This window comes from Exiguobacterium sp. SH5S4, assembly GCF_004337045.1.
In the GTDB taxonomy this organism is placed as follows: Bacteria; Bacillota; Bacilli; order Exiguobacteriales; family Exiguobacteriaceae; genus Exiguobacterium; species Exiguobacterium aurantiacum_A.
Genome location: NZ_SJUQ01000019.1, coordinates 19,760 through 39,715, shown reverse-complemented (window position 1 = coordinate 39,715; position 19,956 = coordinate 19,760). Strand labels below are relative to the sequence as shown.

23 protein-coding genes and 1 pseudogene are annotated in these 19,956 nt (G+C 53.4%); 17 read left to right on the top strand and 7 right to left on the bottom strand.

Annotation, left to right across the window (positions count from 1 at the left end):
• Positions 1-58 precede the first annotated feature (58 nt).
• Positions 59-895 (bottom strand): annotated as a pseudogene (locus EVJ32_RS11220) (RNA-guided endonuclease TnpB family protein); the annotation flags it as partial.
• 65 nt (positions 896-960) lie between these two features.
• Positions 961-1,128 carry a YtzI protein gene (ytzI, locus tag EVJ32_RS11215; RefSeq protein ID WP_131458459.1) on the bottom strand — a complete coding sequence of 56 codons (168 nt, stop codon included), beginning with the start codon at positions 1,126-1,128 and terminating at the stop codon, positions 961-963.
• 161 nt (positions 1,129-1,289) lie between these two features.
• On the opposite strand from ytzI, the gene EVJ32_RS11210 reads away from it, so the two are divergent.
• On the top strand, positions 1,290-2,402 hold the full coding sequence (locus EVJ32_RS11210; RefSeq protein WP_070327094.1) for a PP2C family protein-serine/threonine phosphatase: 1,113 nt from the start codon (positions 1,290-1,292) through the stop codon (positions 2,400-2,402).
• Positions 2,403-2,449: 47 nt separating this feature from the next.
• Here the strand turns inward: EVJ32_RS11210 and EVJ32_RS11205 are convergent, their stop codons facing one another.
• Entirely contained in the window at positions 2,450-3,385 is a 936-nt protein-coding gene (locus tag EVJ32_RS11205; RefSeq protein ID WP_070327095.1) for a magnesium transporter CorA family protein, read from the bottom strand.
• 146 nt (positions 3,386-3,531) lie between these two features.
• On the opposite strand from EVJ32_RS11205, the gene EVJ32_RS11200 reads away from it, so the two are divergent.
• Positions 3,532-3,903, top strand: coding sequence for an Hpt domain-containing protein (locus EVJ32_RS11200; RefSeq protein WP_236634051.1), 372 nt, complete (start codon positions 3,532-3,534; stop codon positions 3,901-3,903).
• A gap of 37 nt (positions 3,904-3,940) precedes the next feature.
• Here the strand turns inward: EVJ32_RS11200 and EVJ32_RS11195 are convergent, their stop codons facing one another.
• Positions 3,941-4,819, bottom strand: coding sequence for a chemotaxis protein CheV (locus tag EVJ32_RS11195; RefSeq protein WP_131458499.1), 879 nt, complete (start codon positions 4,817-4,819; stop codon positions 3,941-3,943).
• A gap of 228 nt (positions 4,820-5,047) precedes the next feature.
• Here EVJ32_RS11195 and EVJ32_RS11190 point away from each other — a divergent pair, with 228 nt between their 5' ends.
• From EVJ32_RS11190 to EVJ32_RS11150, 9 genes are all read left to right on the top strand, one after another.
• Entirely contained in the window at positions 5,048-6,484 is a 1,437-nt protein-coding gene (locus tag EVJ32_RS11190) for an NADP-dependent glyceraldehyde-3-phosphate dehydrogenase (protein WP_131458497.1), read from the top strand.
• A gap of 101 nt (positions 6,485-6,585) precedes the next feature.
• On the top strand, positions 6,586-7,563 hold the full coding sequence (locus EVJ32_RS11185; RefSeq protein ID WP_236639511.1) for an MBL fold metallo-hydrolase: 978 nt from the start codon (positions 6,586-6,588) through the stop codon (positions 7,561-7,563).
• Complete coding sequence (locus EVJ32_RS11180; RefSeq protein WP_236639510.1) at positions 7,560-8,306, top strand: SDR family NAD(P)-dependent oxidoreductase; 747 nt, start codon at positions 7,560-7,562, stop codon at positions 8,304-8,306. Before EVJ32_RS11185 ends, EVJ32_RS11180 begins: the two co-directional genes overlap by 4 nt.
• A gap of 19 nt (positions 8,307-8,325) precedes the next feature.
• On the top strand, positions 8,326-9,498 hold the full coding sequence (locus EVJ32_RS11175) for an ABC transporter substrate-binding protein (protein ID WP_131458453.1): 1,173 nt from the start codon (positions 8,326-8,328) through the stop codon (positions 9,496-9,498).
• On the top strand, positions 9,485-10,261 hold the full coding sequence (locus EVJ32_RS11170) for an ABC transporter permease (RefSeq protein ID WP_131458450.1): 777 nt from the start codon (positions 9,485-9,487) through the stop codon (positions 10,259-10,261). The genes EVJ32_RS11175 and EVJ32_RS11170 overlap by 14 nt, the downstream gene beginning before the upstream one ends.
• Entirely contained in the window at positions 10,258-10,959 is a 702-nt protein-coding gene (locus tag EVJ32_RS11165) for an ABC transporter permease family protein (RefSeq protein ID WP_131458448.1), read from the top strand. Before EVJ32_RS11170 ends, EVJ32_RS11165 begins: the two co-directional genes overlap by 4 nt.
• Positions 10,956-11,840: an ABC transporter ATP-binding protein gene (locus tag EVJ32_RS11160; RefSeq protein ID WP_131458446.1), complete on the top strand. Its 885-nt coding sequence runs from the start codon at positions 10,956-10,958 to the stop codon at positions 11,838-11,840. Before EVJ32_RS11165 ends, EVJ32_RS11160 begins: the two co-directional genes overlap by 4 nt.
• Entirely contained in the window at positions 11,840-12,421 is a 582-nt protein-coding gene (locus tag EVJ32_RS11155; protein WP_070327104.1) for a CDP-alcohol phosphatidyltransferase family protein, read from the top strand. The genes EVJ32_RS11160 and EVJ32_RS11155 overlap by 1 nt, the downstream gene beginning before the upstream one ends.
• Positions 12,418-13,353, top strand: coding sequence for an NAD(P)/FAD-dependent oxidoreductase (locus EVJ32_RS11150; RefSeq protein ID WP_131458444.1), 936 nt, complete (start codon positions 12,418-12,420; stop codon positions 13,351-13,353). Before EVJ32_RS11155 ends, EVJ32_RS11150 begins: the two co-directional genes overlap by 4 nt.
• 26 nt (positions 13,354-13,379) lie before the next feature.
• Here EVJ32_RS11150 and EVJ32_RS11145 read toward each other — a convergent pair whose 3' ends face one another.
• Positions 13,380-13,694, bottom strand: coding sequence for a thioredoxin family protein (locus EVJ32_RS11145; protein WP_071397668.1), 315 nt, complete (start codon positions 13,692-13,694; stop codon positions 13,380-13,382).
• A gap of 126 nt (positions 13,695-13,820) precedes the next feature.
• Between EVJ32_RS11145 and EVJ32_RS11140 the strand changes: the two genes are divergently transcribed.
• Positions 13,821-14,360 carry a PadR family transcriptional regulator gene (locus EVJ32_RS11140; RefSeq protein WP_131458442.1) on the top strand — a complete coding sequence of 180 codons (540 nt, stop codon included), beginning with the start codon at positions 13,821-13,823 and terminating at the stop codon, positions 14,358-14,360.
• A 3-nt stretch (positions 14,361-14,363) separates the two neighbouring features.
• On the opposite strand, the gene EVJ32_RS11135 is transcribed toward EVJ32_RS11140, so the two are convergent.
• Positions 14,364-15,194: an aldo/keto reductase gene (locus EVJ32_RS11135; RefSeq protein ID WP_236639509.1), complete on the bottom strand. Its 831-nt coding sequence runs from the start codon at positions 15,192-15,194 to the stop codon at positions 14,364-14,366.
• Positions 15,195-15,271: 77 nt separating this feature from the next.
• Here EVJ32_RS11135 and EVJ32_RS11130 point away from each other — a divergent pair, with 77 nt between their 5' ends.
• Both EVJ32_RS11130 and fur read left to right on the top strand, forming a co-directional pair.
• Complete coding sequence (locus tag EVJ32_RS11130; protein ID WP_131458438.1) at positions 15,272-15,802, top strand: NUDIX domain-containing protein; 531 nt, start codon at positions 15,272-15,274, stop codon at positions 15,800-15,802.
• 112 nt (positions 15,803-15,914) lie between these two features.
• The gene (fur, locus tag EVJ32_RS11125) at positions 15,915-16,394 is read left to right on the top strand and encodes a ferric iron uptake transcriptional regulator (RefSeq protein WP_016509373.1); all 480 of its coding nucleotides are present in this window, start codon (positions 15,915-15,917) and stop codon (positions 16,392-16,394) included.
• Positions 16,395-16,449: 55 nt separating this feature from the next.
• Here fur and EVJ32_RS11120 read toward each other — a convergent pair whose 3' ends face one another.
• Positions 16,450-16,830, bottom strand: coding sequence for a VOC family protein (locus tag EVJ32_RS11120; RefSeq protein ID WP_131458436.1), 381 nt, complete (start codon positions 16,828-16,830; stop codon positions 16,450-16,452).
• 207 nt (positions 16,831-17,037) lie between these two features.
• Here EVJ32_RS11120 and xerD point away from each other — a divergent pair, with 207 nt between their 5' ends.
• From xerD to EVJ32_RS11105, 3 genes are read left to right on the top strand one after another with little or no spacing between them, the layout of a single operon-like run.
• A complete protein-coding gene (xerD, locus tag EVJ32_RS11115; protein WP_016509359.1) occupies positions 17,038-17,922 on the top strand; it encodes a site-specific tyrosine recombinase XerD in 885 nt (294 codons plus the stop codon).
• Between the two features lie 21 nt (positions 17,923-17,943).
• A complete protein-coding gene (gene deoB / locus EVJ32_RS11110) occupies positions 17,944-19,110 on the top strand; it encodes a phosphopentomutase (protein ID WP_131458434.1) in 1,167 nt (388 codons plus the stop codon).
• A 13-nt stretch (positions 19,111-19,123) separates the two neighbouring features.
• The gene (locus tag EVJ32_RS11105) at positions 19,124-19,933 is read left to right on the top strand and encodes a purine-nucleoside phosphorylase (protein WP_131458432.1); all 810 of its coding nucleotides are present in this window, start codon (positions 19,124-19,126) and stop codon (positions 19,931-19,933) included.
• Positions 19,934-19,956: the final 23 nt, after the last annotated feature.

Sequence of the window (19,956 nt, the reverse complement as noted above, 5' to 3'; positions counted from 1 at the left end):
ACGCTTCGCTTAGAGGGGGAGGATTCCTGAGTTATCCGACCTAACAGTCGAAACCTGATCAGGCTAGCCCCGTCGTCCCGACGGTTGAAGAGGCGAAGATACGCCGAGCCTCTCGTTTGAGGTTCAGTCCTGCGTTCACATCGCGGTCGTGGTGGGTCCCGCAGCCCGGGCATGTCCACTCACGCAGACCAAGATGCTTCACGTCTTTGTGTCGATGACCGCAACTCGAACAGAGCTGGCTCGAGGCGAAGGTCTTCCCGACCTTCACGACGGTCTTGCCGTACCAGTCCGCCTTGTATTCGAGCATGCGGAAGAACTCCGACCAACTCACCACCGAGATGGACTTGCTGAGCGCGCGGTTCTTCTGCATGTTCTTCACCTGCAAGGTCTCGATGCCGATAATGTCGTGGTTTTTGACGATCTCGGTCGATACCTTGTGCAGGAAGTCGGTGCGCTTGTTGGCGATCTTCTCATGGATGCAGGCGACCTTCCGTTTCTGTTTCTGATAGTTCTTCGCCTCCGACAGCTTGATGTTCCGGTTCAGGGCGATGAGCCGACGACGGGAGAGCTTGCGCTGCTCACGTGCCAGTTTCTTCTCGAGCGTGCGAAAGTAGCGGTCGTTTTGGTACACCGTGCCGTCGGACAGGATGGCGAAGTTCTTGAGCCCGACGTCGACGCCGACGGTTGAGCCGGTCTTCGGCAGTTCGTCGATTTCCTGCTCGACGAGGAGGGAGACGAAGTATTTGCCTGAGGCGTTACGTCGGATCGTGGCGTTCAAGATACGGCCCTCGACCTGCTTCGAGTTGGCGAACCGGACCCACTTCAACTTCGGCAGCTTGAGCCGGTTGCCGACGATCGACACCTCAGGAAGTTGAGACTTGCCCTGGATGTTCGTCGTTTAGAAGTGGGCGTATTCTCGCCTAATTTTGATAAAAATAGAGCCATCCGTCGTGGATGGCTCTATTTGTCCTGCTGATCTTGTTCGGTGATGCGACGATTAATCTCATCGTAGTCGAGAACGATGTCATCTTTGTTGTCTTTGTAGGCGTATCCTTTTTGGATGACGACGACAGAGGCGATCAAGACGAGCAAAATGATCAATCCACTTACGGCAAATATCCATCCCATGGCGCATTCCTCGCTTTCTTTCTTTTAGTATGACAAAAAGCTGAGACGTTCTCCATGTTTGAGCCTCTCACAACTGTTACAGGTTTGAAATGGTTGGTCTCTTGATTAGATATGATACAATAACATATAGAAGAACACTGACAGAGAAGGTAGGGATGACTATGGCGATTTTGATTGTCGACGACGAACCGGTCAATACGATGGTTCTCGAACAATTATTGCATCAACACGATTATGAGACGGTCTCGGTCTCAAGTGGTGAAGATGCTCTCGCGCTCCTCATGGACCCGCAAGCCCCGTCGCTGTATGACCTCGTCCTGCTCGATGTCGAGATGCCCGGCATCTCAGGGATTGAAACGTGCAAACGGATTCGACAAATGACAGGATATGAAGAACTGCCGGTAATCATGGTGTCGGGCCGGACCGAAGAGAAGCAAATTGCCGAAGGGCTAGATGCTGAAGCGTCCGACTATACGACGAAGCCGATCAAAATCACCGAACTCCTCGCCCGGATTCGCTCGGCGCTCCGTTACAAAGCGGCCGTCGATGAACGGAAAAAATATGAGGCTCGTCTCCAATATGACCTGGATTTGGCCCAAAAGATTCAGCAGAGCGCACTGACCCCACCAATCAGTAGCGCGGAAATCGATATGCGGGCGCTGTACCTGCCATCTAAAAAATTGGCGGGTGACATGTACGCCTGGTTCCAAGTCGCGCCTGATCGTTACGGTGTCATCATTTTCGACGTGATGGGTCACGGCGTGTCTTCAGCCTTGATCACGATGGGAATCCGCTCGATCTTGCCAGGCCTTGTCGCCAACGTCCAGTACCCGGTCGACGTCATGACCGAACTGAACCGACAGATGACGTTCCTGTTTTCAGGCGACGATATGCAAAGTTATTTCACGGCCGTCTATTGTTACATCGATACGACGAATCAACGCATCGAGTATGTCAATGCCGGCCATCCGCCTGTGATCGTGACGTCTCCGGAAGGGATGACTCGTCTCGAGACGACTGGGGTGCCGGTCGGCATGTTCGAGGAACCGAATTATGAATCGAAAGAAATCAAGATCACGCCAGGTATGGTCCTGCATATGTACACGGACGGACTGATGGAATGTTATAGCAAAGACATCGATGACGGCATCCGTTGGCTTGAAAAAGACATCGCCACGTACGGCTTAGATTATGCCCGTCACGTTGCCGAACGGCTCGTCCCGAAAATCGAGATTGACGACGACTTGTGCCTCGTCACGGTAAAGCTAACTTAAACGACAAAAGGATGAGACCGTCGCTCATGACGATTTCATCCTTTTGTCTAGAAATAACGTTTCCGCCATAAAATATAAAAGGCGAGACTCGAAAAACCGACCATCATGGCAAGTGCGAACACGAAACCGATTGATTGACCTTCGAACGGGACTTGGACGTTCATCCCAAAGATCCCGGAAATCATCGTCGGAATGCTGAGCACGATCGTGATCGACGCCAAGAACTTCATGACGAAGTTGACGTTGTTCGAGATGATCGACCCGAACGCATCCATCTTAATGCTGATGATGTCGTTATAAATCGAGGCCATCTCCATCGCCTGACGATGCTCGACGAATACGTCTTCTAACAAGTCTTCGTCCTCTTCATGCTTCTCAAGACTCGGCGTCTTGACGATGCGGTCGAGGACGCTGTCATTCGCTTTGAGCGATGTCATGAAGTAGACGAGCGACTTCTGTAAGTTCATCAACTGGAAAATTTCCTGATTTCGCATCGAACGTTGAAGTTCTTGCTCTAGCTCTTCCATTCGCCGGTCGATCTGGCGAAGGAACCGCAAGTACGTCATGCTGACTCGGTGCAAAATCTGGAAGACGAACCGGCTACGATAGTTTGTCCGGAACAAGCGGGCTTTGCCGTTAGCGAACAAGTTGAGTACATCGAGGTCACGCGAACAGACGGTGATGAAATGTCGTCCCGTGACGATGATACCGAGTGGGATCGTATTATAGGCACGTCCCGTATCGTCTTCTTCAACGTATGGAACGTCAATGATCATGAGCAGGCCTTCGTCATCTTTCTCAAAACGCGGCTTTTCTTCGATATCAAGTGGGTCATACACGAAGTCTTCAGGAATGCCGGAGGCGGCAATGACTTGATCGGCCTCGTCTTTCGTCGGGTTGACGAGTTGGATCCAGCTTCCTTTGTCAAAGTCTTCGATCTCGTGAACGCGACCAGATGCGTCGGTACGGTAAATCGTTAGCATAATCTTCCTCCTACCTTAGCTCAACTTTATTATAGGTAGGCGAGTAGGAGAGTGCAATCGCAAAGAAGGAGATTTTTTGTTTTCTCTCGAAAACATCCTACAGTGAGTTAGAATGTCAGAAGGAATGAGTAGAAGGAGGGATGGAGATGACTCAAACACCCCAAAACGCTCTGTTTAACGAAGATAAATTAGCAGAGCTCCATCAAATCGCAAGTGGAAATAAAGATTTTCTGAAAAAGATTGCCGAGACTTACGTCGCGCAGTTCGAGGCGAAGTTTCCTGAATTAAAGCGCGTGGTCGAGACGAAAGATCATGAACAAATCGAACAACTCGCCCACTTGTTAAAGGGAGCCTCTTATTCGGTCGGACTTGACGAGACGGCGTCGCGTTTCCAACAACTTGAACTCGCCGGTGAGACGAACGAAGTCGAGAACCTTGAACCGGTGCTTGAGGACATCGAGCGTCAAATGCAACGGTTCGCTGTCGAATGGGACGCCTATTTCAATCGATTGGTGTAATGAAAGAGGGGCCGCAATTTTGCGGCCCCTCGGTTTGTCATTTGGCTAAAAACTCATCGAGCGTCGCAATCAACATGCCGATTTCAGGCTTCGTGATTTGTGCGTTCGCGCCGACGGCATCGCCTTTATGTTTCAAGTCGTCTGAGATGAGTGACGAGAAAATTACGATCGGCAACGCCGCGTAGCGGTCCATTTCGCGTAGTCGTCTCGTCAAATGCAATCCGTCCATTTGTGGCATCTCGATATCGGTGATGAGCAGATCGCATTCGACACCATCTTGCTCGAACGCATCAAGCGCTTCTTTCCCGTTGTTGAAGATTGTCGTGTTGAAGTAGCCTGCATCGTCGAGCGTGTCGATGATCAAGGTGCGGAGCATCTCCGAATCTTCTGCGATCCACACTTGTTTGTTCGAGCGTTCCCTTGCACCGAGTCGTTTGACGGATTCACGAGCCATGATGTCTTTTCGTGACAACTCGAGAGCGATGCGCTCATAGTCGAGAAGAATGATCATTTGGTCTCCTGTTTTGACGACGCCGTTCGTGATGCCTTGGACACCGCGGGCAAGATCTGACGGTGTGTCGATCTGTTCCCATGAGATGCGCTTGATCTCCGTCACTTGGTCGACCCGGAGCACTGATTTCTCGCCGTTAAACTCACAGACGATCAAGCGGTCCCCGTCTCCGGCTTCACGAGGATGACCGATGACCATCGGGAGATCGATGACCGTCATGACTTCGCCGCGCAATTCGATCAATCCCATGATCGCCTCAGGCGTTCCGGGTAACGGGGTAAGTGGAAGCATCGTGATGATCTCGCGAACCTTCATGACGTTAATCCCGAAAATAAACGGGCCTGACTGGAAAATGACGATTTCTAACTCGTTCGTACCTGCTTCAAGTAAAATATTATGATCCATGCTCAATGGTGGTCCCTCCTATATCGCGTTCTCTCTTCCTTTCTATCGGTCAAATCGACCAAAGTCTTCAGTTGAAAAGTGTCAAAGTCGGGTCAAAAATCACGAAAAGTCATTGAGTAACCGCTTACATTACACAAACTGAATCTTTATAGTTGTTCAACGGAATTGATTTTGCATACAATGAGGGTGGCAACGAGATATCACAGCTTACTCAGGAGGCAGATAGAGATTATGAGTATGAACACGTATCCATATTTAATTAACGGGCAATGGCAAGAATCAACAACAAATGAAACGATCGAACTCGTTTCACCTTATACAGAAGAAATCGTCGGACACGTCCAAGCGATGTCGCGCGACGAAGTCGACGAGGCGATTCACGGTGCCAAACGTGCACAACAAGAGTGGGCGGCGCTTCCGGTCAACAAGCGCGCCGAGCTGTTGTACGCATGGGCGGACAAACTCGAAGAGCGCGTCGATGAGATCGGTCAAATCATCATGCGCGAAGTTGGGAAGAACTTGAACGACGCGAAAAAAGAAGTCGTCCGCACAGCTGAGATTATTCGTTATACGGCTGAGGAAGGACTTCGTTTCACAGGTGGATTCATGCAAGGCGATTCGTTCCCGGGCGGATCAAAGAACAAAATGGCGATCATCAAAAAAGAGGCACTCGGTGTCGTTCTCGCGATCTCACCGTTCAACTATCCGGTCAACTTAGCCGCTGCTAAAATCGCCCCGGCCCTTATTACGGGGAACGCGGTCGTCTTCAAACCGGCGACGCAAGGTGCGATCAGTGGCGTCAAAATGGTCGAGGCACTGCAAGACGCCGGTCTTCCGAGCGGATTGTTGAACCTCGTGACGGGTCGCGGTTCGGTCATCGGCGACTACTTGACGTCGCACCCAGGTGTCGACATGATCACATTCACAGGCGGTACAGGAACCGGTCAACATTTGTCACAACAGGCATCGATGGTCCCGGTCGTCTTAGAGCTCGGCGGCAAAGACCCGGCGCTCGTCTTAGAAGACGCGGACATGACGCTTGCGGCGGATCAAATCGTCAGCGGTGCGTTCTCTTACTCGGGTCAGCGTTGCACAGCGATCAAACGCGTCTTCGTGCTCGAAGATCAAGCGGACGAACTCGTCGCCATGTTGAAACAGCGCGTCGAGAAACTCACGGTCGGTTCGCCGGTTGACAACAGCTTCATCGTCCCGCTCATCGACAAGAAGTCGGCTGACTATGTTCAAGGCTTGATCGACGACGCCGTCAACAAGCGTGCGACGGTCGTCCACGGCAACGAACGCGATGGCAACCTGCTCCACCCGACGCTGCTCGACCACGTCACGCGTGAGATGCGTGTCGCTTGGGAAGAACCGTTCGGACCTGTTCTTCCGATCATCCGGGTCAGCTCACTCGACGAGATGATCGAACTGACGAACGAGTCAGAGTTCGGTCTTCAAGCGAGCGTGTTCACGCAAAACGTGAACAGTGCGTTCACGGTCGCCGACAAGCTCGAAGTCGGTACGGTCCAAGTCAACGGTCGAACGGAACGCGGTCCTGACCACTTCCCGTTCATCGGTGTGAAACAATCAGGTCTCGGTGTCCAAGGGATTGGACGCAGTCTTGAAACGATGACACGTGATAAAGTGACCGTCATCAACTTATAAACGATTGGAGGGGAGACATCCCCTCCTTTTTTTGTGCCATTGAAATCCCTTCATTCTGACAGGTATAATGAATGAAGATAGGTGGAAGGGGTTGTGTGGACGTGGCGAACTGGATTTCAAGTCAACTGGCAAGACTCGATATTCCGACACCGTTTGAGGTCGGTAACGTGAACGTATACATCGTAGAGCATGGGGGCCGGTTTTTCATGGTCGACTGTGGGCCAGATACGGAAGAGGCATGGGCGTCCTTGAACGACGAATTGGCTGAACTCGAACTGACGCTCGCGGACATCGATTTTCTATTTTTAACGCACCATCATGCTGACCATGCCGGTCAAGCTTGGCGGCTGCGGGATGTCTCGATTCCAGTCTATGGTCACGAGAAGCTCGTTCGTTATTTGGAACAGACACCGAACTTTATTAAAAAAGGCAATCACTTCTTATATGAACTGGCTCATTGGTTTGGGGCACCGGAGTCGATCATCACCAAGTTGCCGGACTACCGGGAGGCGCTACGTTGGATCGGTCCGACGACCGTCACGATGACGTTCGAAGAAGGACAAGACGTGACGAGCGACGGGGCTTGGAAGACGATTCATCTACCGGGACACGCGAGCGATCAACTCGGACTGCTCGGGCCGGGCGGCGTCTTGATCGCCGGTGATCATTTGATCGATGCGGTCGAACCGAACCCGTTGATCGAACAACCGTATGAGGACGAAGGGTTTGCGTCACCGGTCTTACTTTATCTCGATTCGCTTAGAAAGTTACAGGCGCTTGATATTAAGCTTGTCGTGAGCGGACACGGCAATCCGATTCAGCATCCGCGGGTACTCATCGAATCAAGGATCAGTCAACGCTATGAACGGAGCGAGCAGCTGCTGAACGACTGGGCCGACGGCTTGAGTGTGTTCGATTGGTCGATGCGGCTGTACGGGCGGAAGATGCGCCGAGCGATGCCGCTCGTCTTCAGCGAAGTGTTCGCGCGGTTGACATTGCTCGAGGAACGCGGTCATGTCGTCAAGCAGTTAGCCGATGGCAAATGGATTTATGTGAGAGTGGAGGGAGCAATGGAATGAGACATATCGTGATCACGGGTGCGTCGAGCGGCTTTGGTGCCGCTTTGGCGCATTCTTTTTCGGCAGCGGGCTATAAGCTGACGTTAATTGCCAGAAACGAGACACGCCTTCGAGAGCTCGGGACGAAACTGTCTGCAGACTGGATGATCGCGGATGTCGTGACAAGTTACGAGACGCTCGTCGACGATGTCGTACGGAAACATGGACCAATCGACGGTTGGGTCAACAACGCCGGCGTCGGTGAGTTTGACCGGGTCGTTGATCAAACGACGGACGTCATCGAAGAGACGATGCGCTTGAACGCGATCGCACCGATGGTGATGTCGCGTGACTGTGGGCGCCGGATGAAGCGAGGCGGGACGATCATAAACGTCTGCTCGCAAGCTGCCAAAGTGCCGACCCCGAAGTCGGCCGTGTACGCCGGATCGAAAGCAGCGTTGCTCCAGTTTTCAAACGCGCTCCGGCTCGAGCTGAAGCCGGCAGGTGTCCACGTACTGACAGTCAATCCTGGTCCGATCAACACGCCGTTCTTTGACCGGGCTGACAAGACGGGTCGCTATGAACAGAGTGTGCGTCGTATCATGCTCGACCCAGATCAGTTGGCACAGCGGGTCGTCTCAGCGTTTGAACAGTCGAAACGCGAAGTCAACGCCCCGTGGTGGATGGACTTAGGCGGGAAACTGTACGCAATGTGTCCGATTTGGTTCGAACGGTTGGCAAAACGGGGATTTGACAAAAAGTAATAGAAAGAGGGGAAGCACAATGCGGAATTTACAACGATTAGGGCTGCTGTTTGCGCTTGTTTTCCTCAGCGCCTGCGGGACGACGGGAGCAGACCTGGCCCCGACGTTTGACGAGGCGGTTCAAGAGGCTGAGCAAACGACGGTCAACTTTTACTTGTGGGGCGGGGACGACGGCATCAACCGTTACATCGATGACTACGTCGCACCACGCCTGAAAGAGACATACGATATCGAGTTGAATCGCGTCCCGATGGACACGGCCGAATTCATTCGCCAACTGTCACTCGATAAACGTTCGAATCGAGAGGCGGGCACGATCGACCTCATGTGGATCAATGGCGATAATTTTAGAAACGCGGCCGAGGCGGAGCTTCTACAAGGCGACCTGCTCGATAAAATCCCGAACGCAGCACTTTTGAACGAGACCGCGCAAGCGACCGACGCCGGGACGCCGACCGACGGACTCGAGGTGGCGTGGGGCAACGTTCAGTTCGTGCTGCACTATGATGCCGACAAAGTGACGAATCCTCCGGCGACGTTCGAAGAACTGCATCGTTGGACCGAAGCAAATCCAGGCCGTTTCACGTATCCTGAAGTGACAGACTTCACCGGTAACGCGTTCGTCCGCCATCTGCTCTATGCCGAGTACGGGGAAACGATCCGAAGCGATCAAACGATCCCGGATGCATTTTGGGATGAACTCGCGACGTGGTCACCGAATCTGTGGAAACAAGGAGCGACGTATCCGAAGTCACTCGCCCAACTCGACCAACTTTATGCGAAAGGTGACGTGTGGATGACGATGGGATTCAATGAGCGTCGTGCTGAGGCCGAGCGAAACGACGGCGTGTTTCCAGACGGGACGCGTGCACTCGTCCTCGACCATTCAATCGCCTCGACGCATTTTCTCGCGGTCCCGTTCAACGCAAGCAATCCGAACGGTGCCATCGTCGTGATCAATGAATTGTTGTCACCGGAAGCCCAACTCGCCAAACAAGATGCGACGTATTGGGGTGACGGGACATCGCTCGATTTGACGAAGCTTGAACGAGCGGACCGGGAAGCCTTCCTCAAACTGGACACGGGCGTCACGTATCCAGACCCTGAACAACTTGCCGAACGTTCGATTGCCGACTTCGGGCCGAGCGTGATCGATCAAGTTCGTGAAGGATGGTCCCGTGTCGCGAGGTAGCGTCGGCTTGAGCGTCATCGTCTTATTGCTACCGCTCGCCGGTCTTGTATTTCTAGCCGGTGAGACCGCTTCATTCGAATGGACGTCACTTTGGCGCGATGCGGCGTGGCGGGCGAGTTTAGCCGTCACGCTTTACGTGACGCTCGTCTCGACGACGATTTCGCTACTCATCGGGACGTGGTTGGCACGAACGGTCCGGATTCGAGAGGCGGTTTGGCTTTCAGCGCTGCTCAAATTGCCGATGTTCGTGCCGCATGTCGCAGGTGCGTATTTATTTTTGTTGTTGTTCTCGGGCGGTTTTCCGTTTTACGGGCTTGTGGAAGCGAACGAGCGCCATCACTTTGTCGTCATATTGACGTATGTGTGGAAAGAAGTGCCGTTCGTCTTTTTGATGATGCTCGGCACATACGGGCAACTGAATCGCGGCTATCTCGATATGGCGAAGACGCTCCAACTCACACGGTTCGAGCAGTTCAAAGTCGCGGAGTGGCCGTTTTTACTGAAGCCACTCTTGGACTCGTTTTGGATTTTAGTGGCGTTCATCTCGTTCGCTTACGAGGTACCGGCCCTGCTCGGGGTCACATTCCCGGAGCTGCTCGGGGTGCTCGCATACGAACGGCTGACGACAGGGTTGTTTTTAAACGCGAATGAATCCTACGCGGTCGCACTCGTTTGGACACTATTGATCTCAGTCGGGGCTTTTGTATCGTATCTCGTTACGGCCAAACGAAGACGCCGGATTGAAAAAGGGGTGAGGCGATGAGTCGGGTCCTTATCATCAGTTTCATCTTGTTCCCGTTTCTCGGCTTACTCTTCGGTTTGCCTTCTCCGATCCGATTGGATGAAGTGCTCATGAACACGGTGTTCTACGTCATCAGTTTGGCCGTCATCAATGTCTGGCTCGGTCTCGGGACAGCGTGGTGGCTGATTTTTACAGAGTCGAGATGGCGGACACTCGTCGAGTGGCTCGTCTTTATCCCGTTGTTCATTCCGGTCATGGCGAGTATGTTCGGTATGTACATCGTGCTCGCGAACGTCGGGCTCGTCGGGACTTATGCCGGTGTCTTGCTCGTCTTGCTCGTCTCGACGCTCCCGTACTCGATCCGGCTCGCCTACAATGCGATGTATGTGATCGGACGCCCGCTCCTTGAGCAGACGATGACACTGCCGCCGCTGCCTCGATTTAGCATGGTGCTGTTTCCTTTGTTGGCGGCGACGATGCGGGCGATCGTCTTGTTCTCGACGGTCATCGTTCTCGGTCAGTTCGTGCTCGTGCAATTGATCGGTGCGGGGCTCATCCCGACCGTCACGACACAACTGTATCAATCGTATGCGGGAAATGACGTTTCATTGGCACTACAAAACACGTGGGTCCTCATCTTGTTGCCGGTCTTGTTGTATATCGGTCTCGGAGGATTGTTTCGCGTAGCGGTACGAATTATGAAGGAGCGGTTAAGATGAGTTTAGTCGTTACGGGAATACAAAAAAACTTTAAACAACGCGACGTGTTGAACGGGGTCGACCTGATCGTTGACAAGAAAGAGATCCATGCGCTTGTCGGGGTGAGCGGGTCCGGGAAGTCGACGTTGCTACGGATTATCGCCGGACTTGAGACGGCAGACACGGGGACGGTGACGTGGGACGGAGAGCCGCTCCTCGGGACGCCTCCTCACAAGCGGCGCATCACGATGCTGTCACAATCACCGCTTCTGTTCCCGCATTTGTCGGTCGGGGAGAACGTGACGCTCGCGACTCAAAATCGGTCACGGGAGCAGGCAGAGGCGTGGCTTGCCCGTGTCCGCCTTCCGGGCCGATATGACGATGACATCCACGAACTTTCCGGAGGCGAGCAACAGCGTGTCAGTTTTGCCCGTGCCCTTGCGGCCGAGCCGCGGCTCATTTTGTTAGATGAGCCGTTCACGAATCTCGATCCGGATTTGAAATACGAGTTGCAGCGGCTGATCCGGGACCTCGTCCAACAACTCGAGTTGACGGCGCTGCTCGTGACCCACGACCGGGAAGAAGCGATGCTCGTCGCCGATCGGGTGACGTTGCTCGAGGACGGAGAAGTCCTAGCGACGGGGACGCCAGGCGAACTTTACGAGACTGAGCCCGCGTTTGGAGACTTTATCGAGCTTTCAGGTTCGTCTTATCCGGCGACGATGATGGAAGTGACGAAACAAGCAGGCGAACCGGTCGTACTCGTCCGACAGTTGAATCGCTTCGGCAATCGGCTAGGCGAGTATCGCCTAGCGACCGGTACGTACGTCATTCTCCCCCGGGATGAATCGTTTCAGATCGGGGAAACCTACTATTTGCGGAAGAAAAAAGGAGTGGTTTGATGCTAGACACGTATGGAAGCCGCTGGGTTCGTCCCATCGTTGAACGAGGGGCCGACCGGCTTCTAAAATGGAATTTCACACCGAACGAAGTGACAATCCTTGGAGGGATCATTGGAATCTCGGTCGGGTTCTTTATTTATAACGACATGCTTTGGACAGCGGTCGCCCTGCTTTGGTTATCGGGTCTTCTCGATGTCATTGACGGGACGATGGCGCGCCGCTCTCGGAAGACGGGGTTTGGCACAGTGCTCGACCTCGTCTTCGATCGCATCGTCGAGATCTCGGTCGTCGTCGCGCTGGCGCTTCGTTATCCTGAGCACATGCCGGTCTTTCTCTTCTTGCTCGGATCCTTCGTCGTTGCGATGACGCTGTTTCTCGCCGTCGGAGCCAGCAGTTCAAAACGTTCTGAGAAATCATTTTATTATCAACCGGGTCTCCTTGAACGGACGGAGTGCTTCATCTTGTTCACGCTCATGATTTTGTTCCCGTCGTGGATCGGGGTCGTCGCGACGCTGTTCCTCATCCTTGAAGTGTTCACGATCAGCCAGCGCCTGTTGGAAGCACGGCGGATTTTACGATGAAGCCGCGGCTCGTCCTAGTCGGGCTCGGTCACGGGCAACTCGAAATTTTAGCGCGGATCGAACAGTTGCGTGAACGGTACGAGGTCAGTTATGTCGGACTTGAGGAAACGATTTATACCGGGGCGTTCCCCCAAGTGATCGCAAATGAGATGGCTTCGGCAGTCGTCAACTTGCGACCGGACGTCACACCGGTCGCGAGCAGACTCATCTCGCTCGACCCGGTCAAACGAATCATCGAGACCGATCGAGGTATGATCGCTTATGATCACCTCGTGCTCGCGACAGGTGCGCAGAGCCGAGGGATCGGAACGGGCTTGAAACCGATGACGGACGTAGCGATCGAACATATTCAAGCGAGCCGTGCGGTCACGATCGTCGGAGGGGGCAAAGCTGGCGTCGAGCTCGCTTTCGCTTGCGTGAGGTCGAAGCAACACGTCACGCTCTATGCGAAGCAGATTTTGCCCGACTTGCCGAACCGGGTCGGCCGTCATATTGCCCGTCGTCTCGTTGCAAGCGGGGTGACGCTGATCGCGCAACAGTATGAGGGTGGGGACGCGCCAGACGGTCTTGTCCTTGACGCGACTGGAGTCGTGCCGGTCGAGTGGTGGCACCGCTCAGGCCTTGCCGAGGAGGGGTCGTTTATTCCGACCGACGCTTATTTGCGTCACGCGACGTATCAAGATATTTACATCACCGGGGATATGGCAATGGGCTTGAACGGAGGCGTCGACGCGGTCCGATCGGGCCGTCACGTCGCGTCGGCGCTCCTCGGTGACCAAAAGCCATATAAACAGCGGACGTCGCTCAATATTTTATTGACGACTCCGGGACACGCCTTACTCACGTTTGGGCGCTTGACGTGGCACGGCCGGTGTTCGTATTGGATCAAGCGTCAAATCGACAGGCGCTACATGCAGAAATTCACGCACTAAAAAAGACGACCGCGGTCGTCTTTTGATTAGGCGTTCAACGTGTCGAGGAACGACCGAATTTGCATTTCCGTCTTCGCATGCGCCGAATGAAGGTGTTCTTGTTTGACGCCTTCTTTATAGAAGAGCAGTGACGGGATGCCACGGACTTCCTGCGTGTCAGACAGTTCAGGCAGTTCGTCGCGATCGACGACGTACCAGTTGAATTGCGGGTAGTCTTTGACGAGTTCGTCGACGTACATGTCGAGGCGGCGGCAGTCTGGGCACCAAGACGTCGTGAAGATGACCATTCCTTTATCTTGAATGGCAGTTTGGAATTGTTGTTCAGATTGTATTGGTTTCATGATTGATCACTCCTTTCTCTCATTGTCTGTGTCTTCGGTGCGCCCGTCAACCGATTGACATTCTCGGACTTACAAGAGATTGTGCTACACTTAAAAAAACTGAACTGCAAGGGAATGGTGATGGTTATGGCGTTACGTCATGCACTACTCGGGTTGTTGACCCATCAGCCTGCGACCGGCTACGCCTTGAACGCGACGTTCAAAGCGCAAATGATCCACTTTTGGCACGCCCATCATACACAGATTTATCGGGAACTGTTAAAGATGGAAGACGAGCACCTCGTTTCGTCAGAGCATGTGACCCAACATGATCTTCCCGATAAGAAGATCTATTCGATCACAGCGGCGGGACGTCAAGAGTTGATTGACTGGCTCAGACAACCGACGTCGTTTCAGCCGAAGATGAAAGATGAGAACCTGTTGCGCGTCAGCCTGCTGCAACTGCTTCCGCTCGACGAGGCGATCCGTTACGTCGAGGAGACGAAAACGCATCATGAACAAGTCGCACATCAAATTCGTGCGTTCCAAGCAGCCCATCAATCGGAAGCGGACACGCTCGGGTACTTATTGACGAGTGAATATGCGATCCGCATGATGGAAAACTATGCCGATTGGGCCGATTGGGCGATCGAACAAATGAAACAGCGCGGTACACATACGACCTGACGTTCAGGTCGTATGTTTTGTATACGGATGAATCGGCAGACGAGCCAGCAGTTTATCGAGTGCACGCTCATTGATGTCACCATGATACGCGTCAATCGTCTGCTGCAACTGCTCGACAGAAGAAGCGCCAGGCAAGACGACGGCACACGTCCGTTTCGCAGCAGCGAGCGCATACGCTTGAATCGGGTGTGGCAACGTCGACAGGAGGTTGCGTAACTCGGGTTCGCTCCAAGACTCGAAGCCCTTAGCGCTCAAGCGATCGGACCATTCATCGGTCAACAACCCTTTAGCGAGCGGTCCCCGACCGACGAGCGGAACGTCTTGCCCGAGCGATTCGATGCGGCGGTCGAGCAGTGAGTACGGTGTCATCAAGACATCGAGCCCCCCGTGCTCAAGCCAGTAGCGGATCACGTTCGGACGAATCGAGGAGAGTCCGATTTGACGGATGACCCCGGCCTGCTTTTGTCGGCGCATGAAATCGATCGTCGCGTCAAGGTCGTCTTCCATCGTTCCACCATGTACGTAATACAAGTCTAAGTAATCCGTCTGTAGTCGTTCGAGAGAACCGTGAAGCGCCTGTTCTAAATAAGAAGGGGCTGGGTTCCAGCGCATTCCGTCTTCGGTCCATTCATTTCCACCTTTGCTCGTCAAAAACAAGTCGTCCCGCCGACCGGCGAACGTCTCACCGACGAGACGTTCGACATCGTGACGGTCATAGACGTCAGCCGTGTCAAAATGACGGATCCCTGACGCATAAGCCGCTTCGAGAATCTGTCGGCCCTCATCGTCTCCTTGTTTTAAAATCGACATCGTTCCTAGTCCAAGTTCTGCCATCGATAATTCCTCCTTGTTCCGTCCATTGATTTGACTCATAATTACAGTATATAAGAAAACGTGAGGAGTACATAACCATGGAAGAGAAAACGATTGAACGGGAAGTCATCTATCAAGGGAAGATTTTCGATGTCGAGAAGCATGTCGTCGCGCTCCCGAACGGAGGAACGTCGGTCCGAGAGCTTGTGTATCATAATGGGGCCGTCGCGGTATTATTGATCGATGAGGACGACAAGATCGTTCTCGTCGAGCAATACCGGAAAGCGTTCGAATCGATGTCACTCGAGATTCCGGCCGGTAAACTCGAGGTCGGAGAAGAGCCGCTCGCGAGCGCGAAGCGTGAACTTGAGGAAGAGACCGGTTATAAAGCTGAGTCGCTTGAAAAGATATTCTCGTTTTACGGTGCACCCGGATTTTGCAGCGAACGCGTCGACGTGTTCGTCGCCAAAGGTTTGACGGCGGGAGCGATGAACCTAGACGAGGATGAATTTTTACAAGTCGAGCGTTACACGTTCGAAGAAGCGAGCGAACTTTTAGCGAGCGGGCGGATCACCGATGCCAAGACGATTATGGCGATTCAGTGGTGGCAATTGTCTAAATTGAAATAATTCTAATCTGAAGTAGGTTGTGATAAACTTACATAGTAATAATTTTAATTTGAAAAAACGACGGAATTTCGGTATGCTTTGAATAGTGAATTATGTAAAGAGGGGGCGCCTTATGGAAACGCGAATTGAACGGATCAAACAGCAATTGAGCGCCAAAGGATATAAATTGACACCGCAACGAGAATCAACGGTCCGTATCTTGCTTGAGAACGAGACGGACCATCTAAGTGCAGAGAACGTGTTCATGCTCGTCAAGAGTATCGCACCCGAAATCGGTCTCGCGACCGTGTACCGGACACTCGAACTGTTGACCGAGCTCGGCGTCGTCGACAAAGTCAACTTCGGTGACGGTGTCGCCCGGTTCGACCTCAGACCAGAAGGGGCGAACCATTCGCACCATCACCTCGTCTGCGTCGAGTGTGGATCAGTCGAAGAGATTATGGAAGACCTGCTCGTCGACGTCGAGAAGAAAGTCGAGAGCAAGTATGAATTTTTAATCAAAGACCATCGTTTGACGTTCCATGGCATATGTAAAGTGTGCCAAGCGAAAGGCGTCACGCTCGAAGGGCATAAAGCCGTCATTAACGGTTAACGAAACAAAGGAGGACAAGCCGAGCGGCTTGTCCTCCTTTCTGTTCATCATGCCGTCAAATCGTCAGTTCGATTTTGTTTCGTTCTGGATCGTGGACGACGCTCTCATAATAGCCGTCCCCGGTCAGGCGCGGTCCATCGACGAGTTCATAGCCATCAGCCTGCAAGCGCGCCGTCAATTCGTCGACGGCCTCGGCGCTGCCTAGCGCGAACGCCACATGCGCCCAGCCGAGTGTCGGCATCGCTTCGCTTTGGATGTCGGATCGGCACATTAGCTCAAGTCGGCACGCTGATTCCGGAAACGTTAAAAAATACGATGTGAACTGTTTGTGCCGATTCGTGTATTTGTCGTTGGCGCTGGCACCAAAATACGTCTCATAAAAGTGGCGCATCCGTTCGAGGTCGTGGACCCATACGGCAACGTGTTCGATGTTCATCGTCATCACTCCTTTTCAACTACGTTCATCTTACCAGTGATGCAGCGGGATTGTCAGTCGATTTCCTGGAGAAAACGGGCGTGAAATCGATGACAAAAAACTGTCAAAAAAACTTACAAAAAAATGAGGTCAGACGTCTTCACAACGGTTTACATAAGTGATATGATGTAAGCGTATTCAGGTGTAGCGAGGAAGGAGGGGGATGTCATGCGTTCGCAAGTCGAGTCGTTTTTACAATATATGACGGTTGAGAAAAGAATGTCCACCAACACGAGACAAGCCTATGCGAGCGATTTGACCCAGTACTTATCGACACTAACCCAACTTGGGGTGACCGAGTGGAATGAAGTCACGCGCTCACATATCGTCAAGCATTTAGAGGAACTGTCGCAAGCGGGTCGGGCCGCCTCGTCACTGCGACGAGCCGTCAGTTCGATTCGCACGTTTCATCACCATCTGAAGATGAGCGGCGGCGCCTCGACCGATCCGGCACTTTATTTAGAGACGCCGAAAGCGGAGCGGCATCTGCCGGACACGTGGTCGCAAGACGAAGTCGAGCGGTTGCTCGATAGCGTCCCGACGAACGATCCGCTCGCGCTTCGGGATCGTGCCATGCTCGAACTGCTCTACGGGACAGGCATGCGCGTCAGCGAACTTCTCGGTCTTGATTTGGATGATTTACAGTTTGAACTGGGGTATTTACAGTGTGAAGGCAAAGGCGAGAGCGCCCGGATCATTCCGGTGTCGTCGGTCGCCCAAAATTTTGTCGAACGTTACATCCAGCAAGCGCGAAACGGCCTCGGTGGTCGGGAGACCGAGGCGTTGTTCTTGAACGGACGTGGCGGTCGGCTTAGCCGCCAAGGCTTTTGGAAGATCATCAAGCGACGGGCGAAAGACGCCGGTATCCCGAAAGAGATCACACCGCACGTGCTGCGTCACTCGTTCGCGACGCACTTGCTCGAGAATGGTGCCGATCTGCGCGCCATCCAGCAAATGCTCGGCCATGCCGATCTCTCCACTACTCAAATCTACACACATGTCAACAAGGCGCGGCTCCACGATGTGTACCGTAAGCATCACCCGCGGGCCTAGACACTTAAAGGAGGAACTTTTGTGAAGAAATTTAAACGTATATTCTTAGTCGTCATGGACTCAGTCGGGATCGGGGAAGCCCCAGATGCCGACCAGTTCGGAGACGTCGGTTCAGACACGTTAGGTCACATCGCTCGTGCGCATGGCGGCTTGAACATGCCGAACATGGGCAAGCTCGGATTAGCGAACATTAAACCGATCGAAGGCATCGAACCGTCAAGCGCGCCGAGCGCGTTCGGCCGGATGGAAGAAATTTCGGCCGGGAAAGATACGATGACTGGTCATTGGGAAATCATGGGTCTCCACATCGATACGCCGTTCCGTGTGTTCGAGGAATTCCCGGACGATTTGATCAACCGGCTTAAAGAGTTCAGTGGACGCGACATCATCGGCAACAAGCCGGCGTCAGGAACGGAAATTTTAGACGAGCTCGGTGAAGAGCATGTCGCGACAGGTGCGTTGATCGTCTATACGTCGGCCGACTCGGTGCTTCAAATCGCGGCCCACGAAGAAGTCGTCCCGCTCGAAGAACTGTACCGCATCTGCGAATACGCGCGCGACATTACGCGCGAAGATCCGTACATGCTCGGACGGATCATCGCCCGGCCGTTCCTCGGAACGCCTGGTGCTTGGGTCCGGACGTCAAACCGTCACGACTATGCGCTCAAACCGTTCGGCAAGACGGTCATGAACACGCTCGAAACAGCTGGTAAAGACGTGATTGCCCTCGGGAAGATCAGTGATATCTATGACGGAGAAGGCGTGACGAAAGCGGTCCGTACGAAGTCAAATACGGACGGAATGGACAAACTCGTCGCTTCGCTTGATGAGGAGTTCGAAGGGCTCTGCTTCTTGAACCTCGTCGACTTTGACGCATTGTTCGGCCATCGCCGGGATCCGGAAGGATATGCGGTCGCGCTCGAAGAGTATGACGCCCGTCTTCCTGAAGTGTTTGCTCGCTTGCGTGAAGACGACTTGCTGATCATCACGGCCGACCACGGTAACGATCCGACGGCACCAGGGACGGACCATACGCGGGAATATGTCCCGCTCATCGTCCATCACCACGGTTCGACTGCGGTCGACCTCGGCGTTCGCGCTACGTTCGCAGATATCGGCGCCACGGTGGCGGATAACTTTGACGTCGACGCACCAGCAATCGGAAACAGTTTCTTAAACGAAATTTGAGGAGGCACTACACATGGTAAATTGGAACGAAACAAAAGCATTTTTACAGGAACGCATGAACGGAACGCCAGAAATCGGACTCATTCTCGGATCGGGTCTTGGCGTGCTCGCCGACGAGATCGAGAATCCGGTCGCGATTCCTTACGAAGATATTCCGCACTTCCCGGTCTCGACAGTCGAAGGCCATGCCGGACAGCTCGTCTTTGGTGACCTTGAAGGGAAACGTGTCGTTGCGATGCAAGGACGGTTCCATTTCTATGAAGGATATTCGATGGAACAAGTCACGTTCCCGGTCCGTGTCCTCAAATTGATCGGTGTCGAGACGCTCATCGTCACGAACGCCGCTGGTGCTTGCAACGAGGCGTTCAACCCGGGCGACTTGATGATCATCACGGACCATATCAATTTCTTCGGCACGAGCCCGCTCATCGGCAAGAACGCGAGCGACTTCGGGACACGCTTCCCGGACATGTCAGAGGCGTATGACAAACAACTCGTCGCGTTGACAGAGCGGGTCGCGTCAGACCTCGGTCTCAAGATTCAAAAAGGCGTTTACTTCGGGAACACCGGTCCGACATACGAGACACCGGCTGAAGTCAAGATGGCCCGTCTGCTCGGCGGCGACGTCGTCGGCATGTCGACCGTACCAGAAGTCATCGTGGCTCGTCACTCAGACATGCGTGTCCTCGGAATTTCGTGCGTCTCGAACATGGCCGCAGGTATCCTTGACCAACCGCTCAACCACGAAGAAGTCATCGAGACGACAGAGCGCGTCCGCCAAGACTTCCTTTCACTCGTACGTGGCACGATTAAAAGCATGTGACTAAAACAATTCTAGGAGGACAA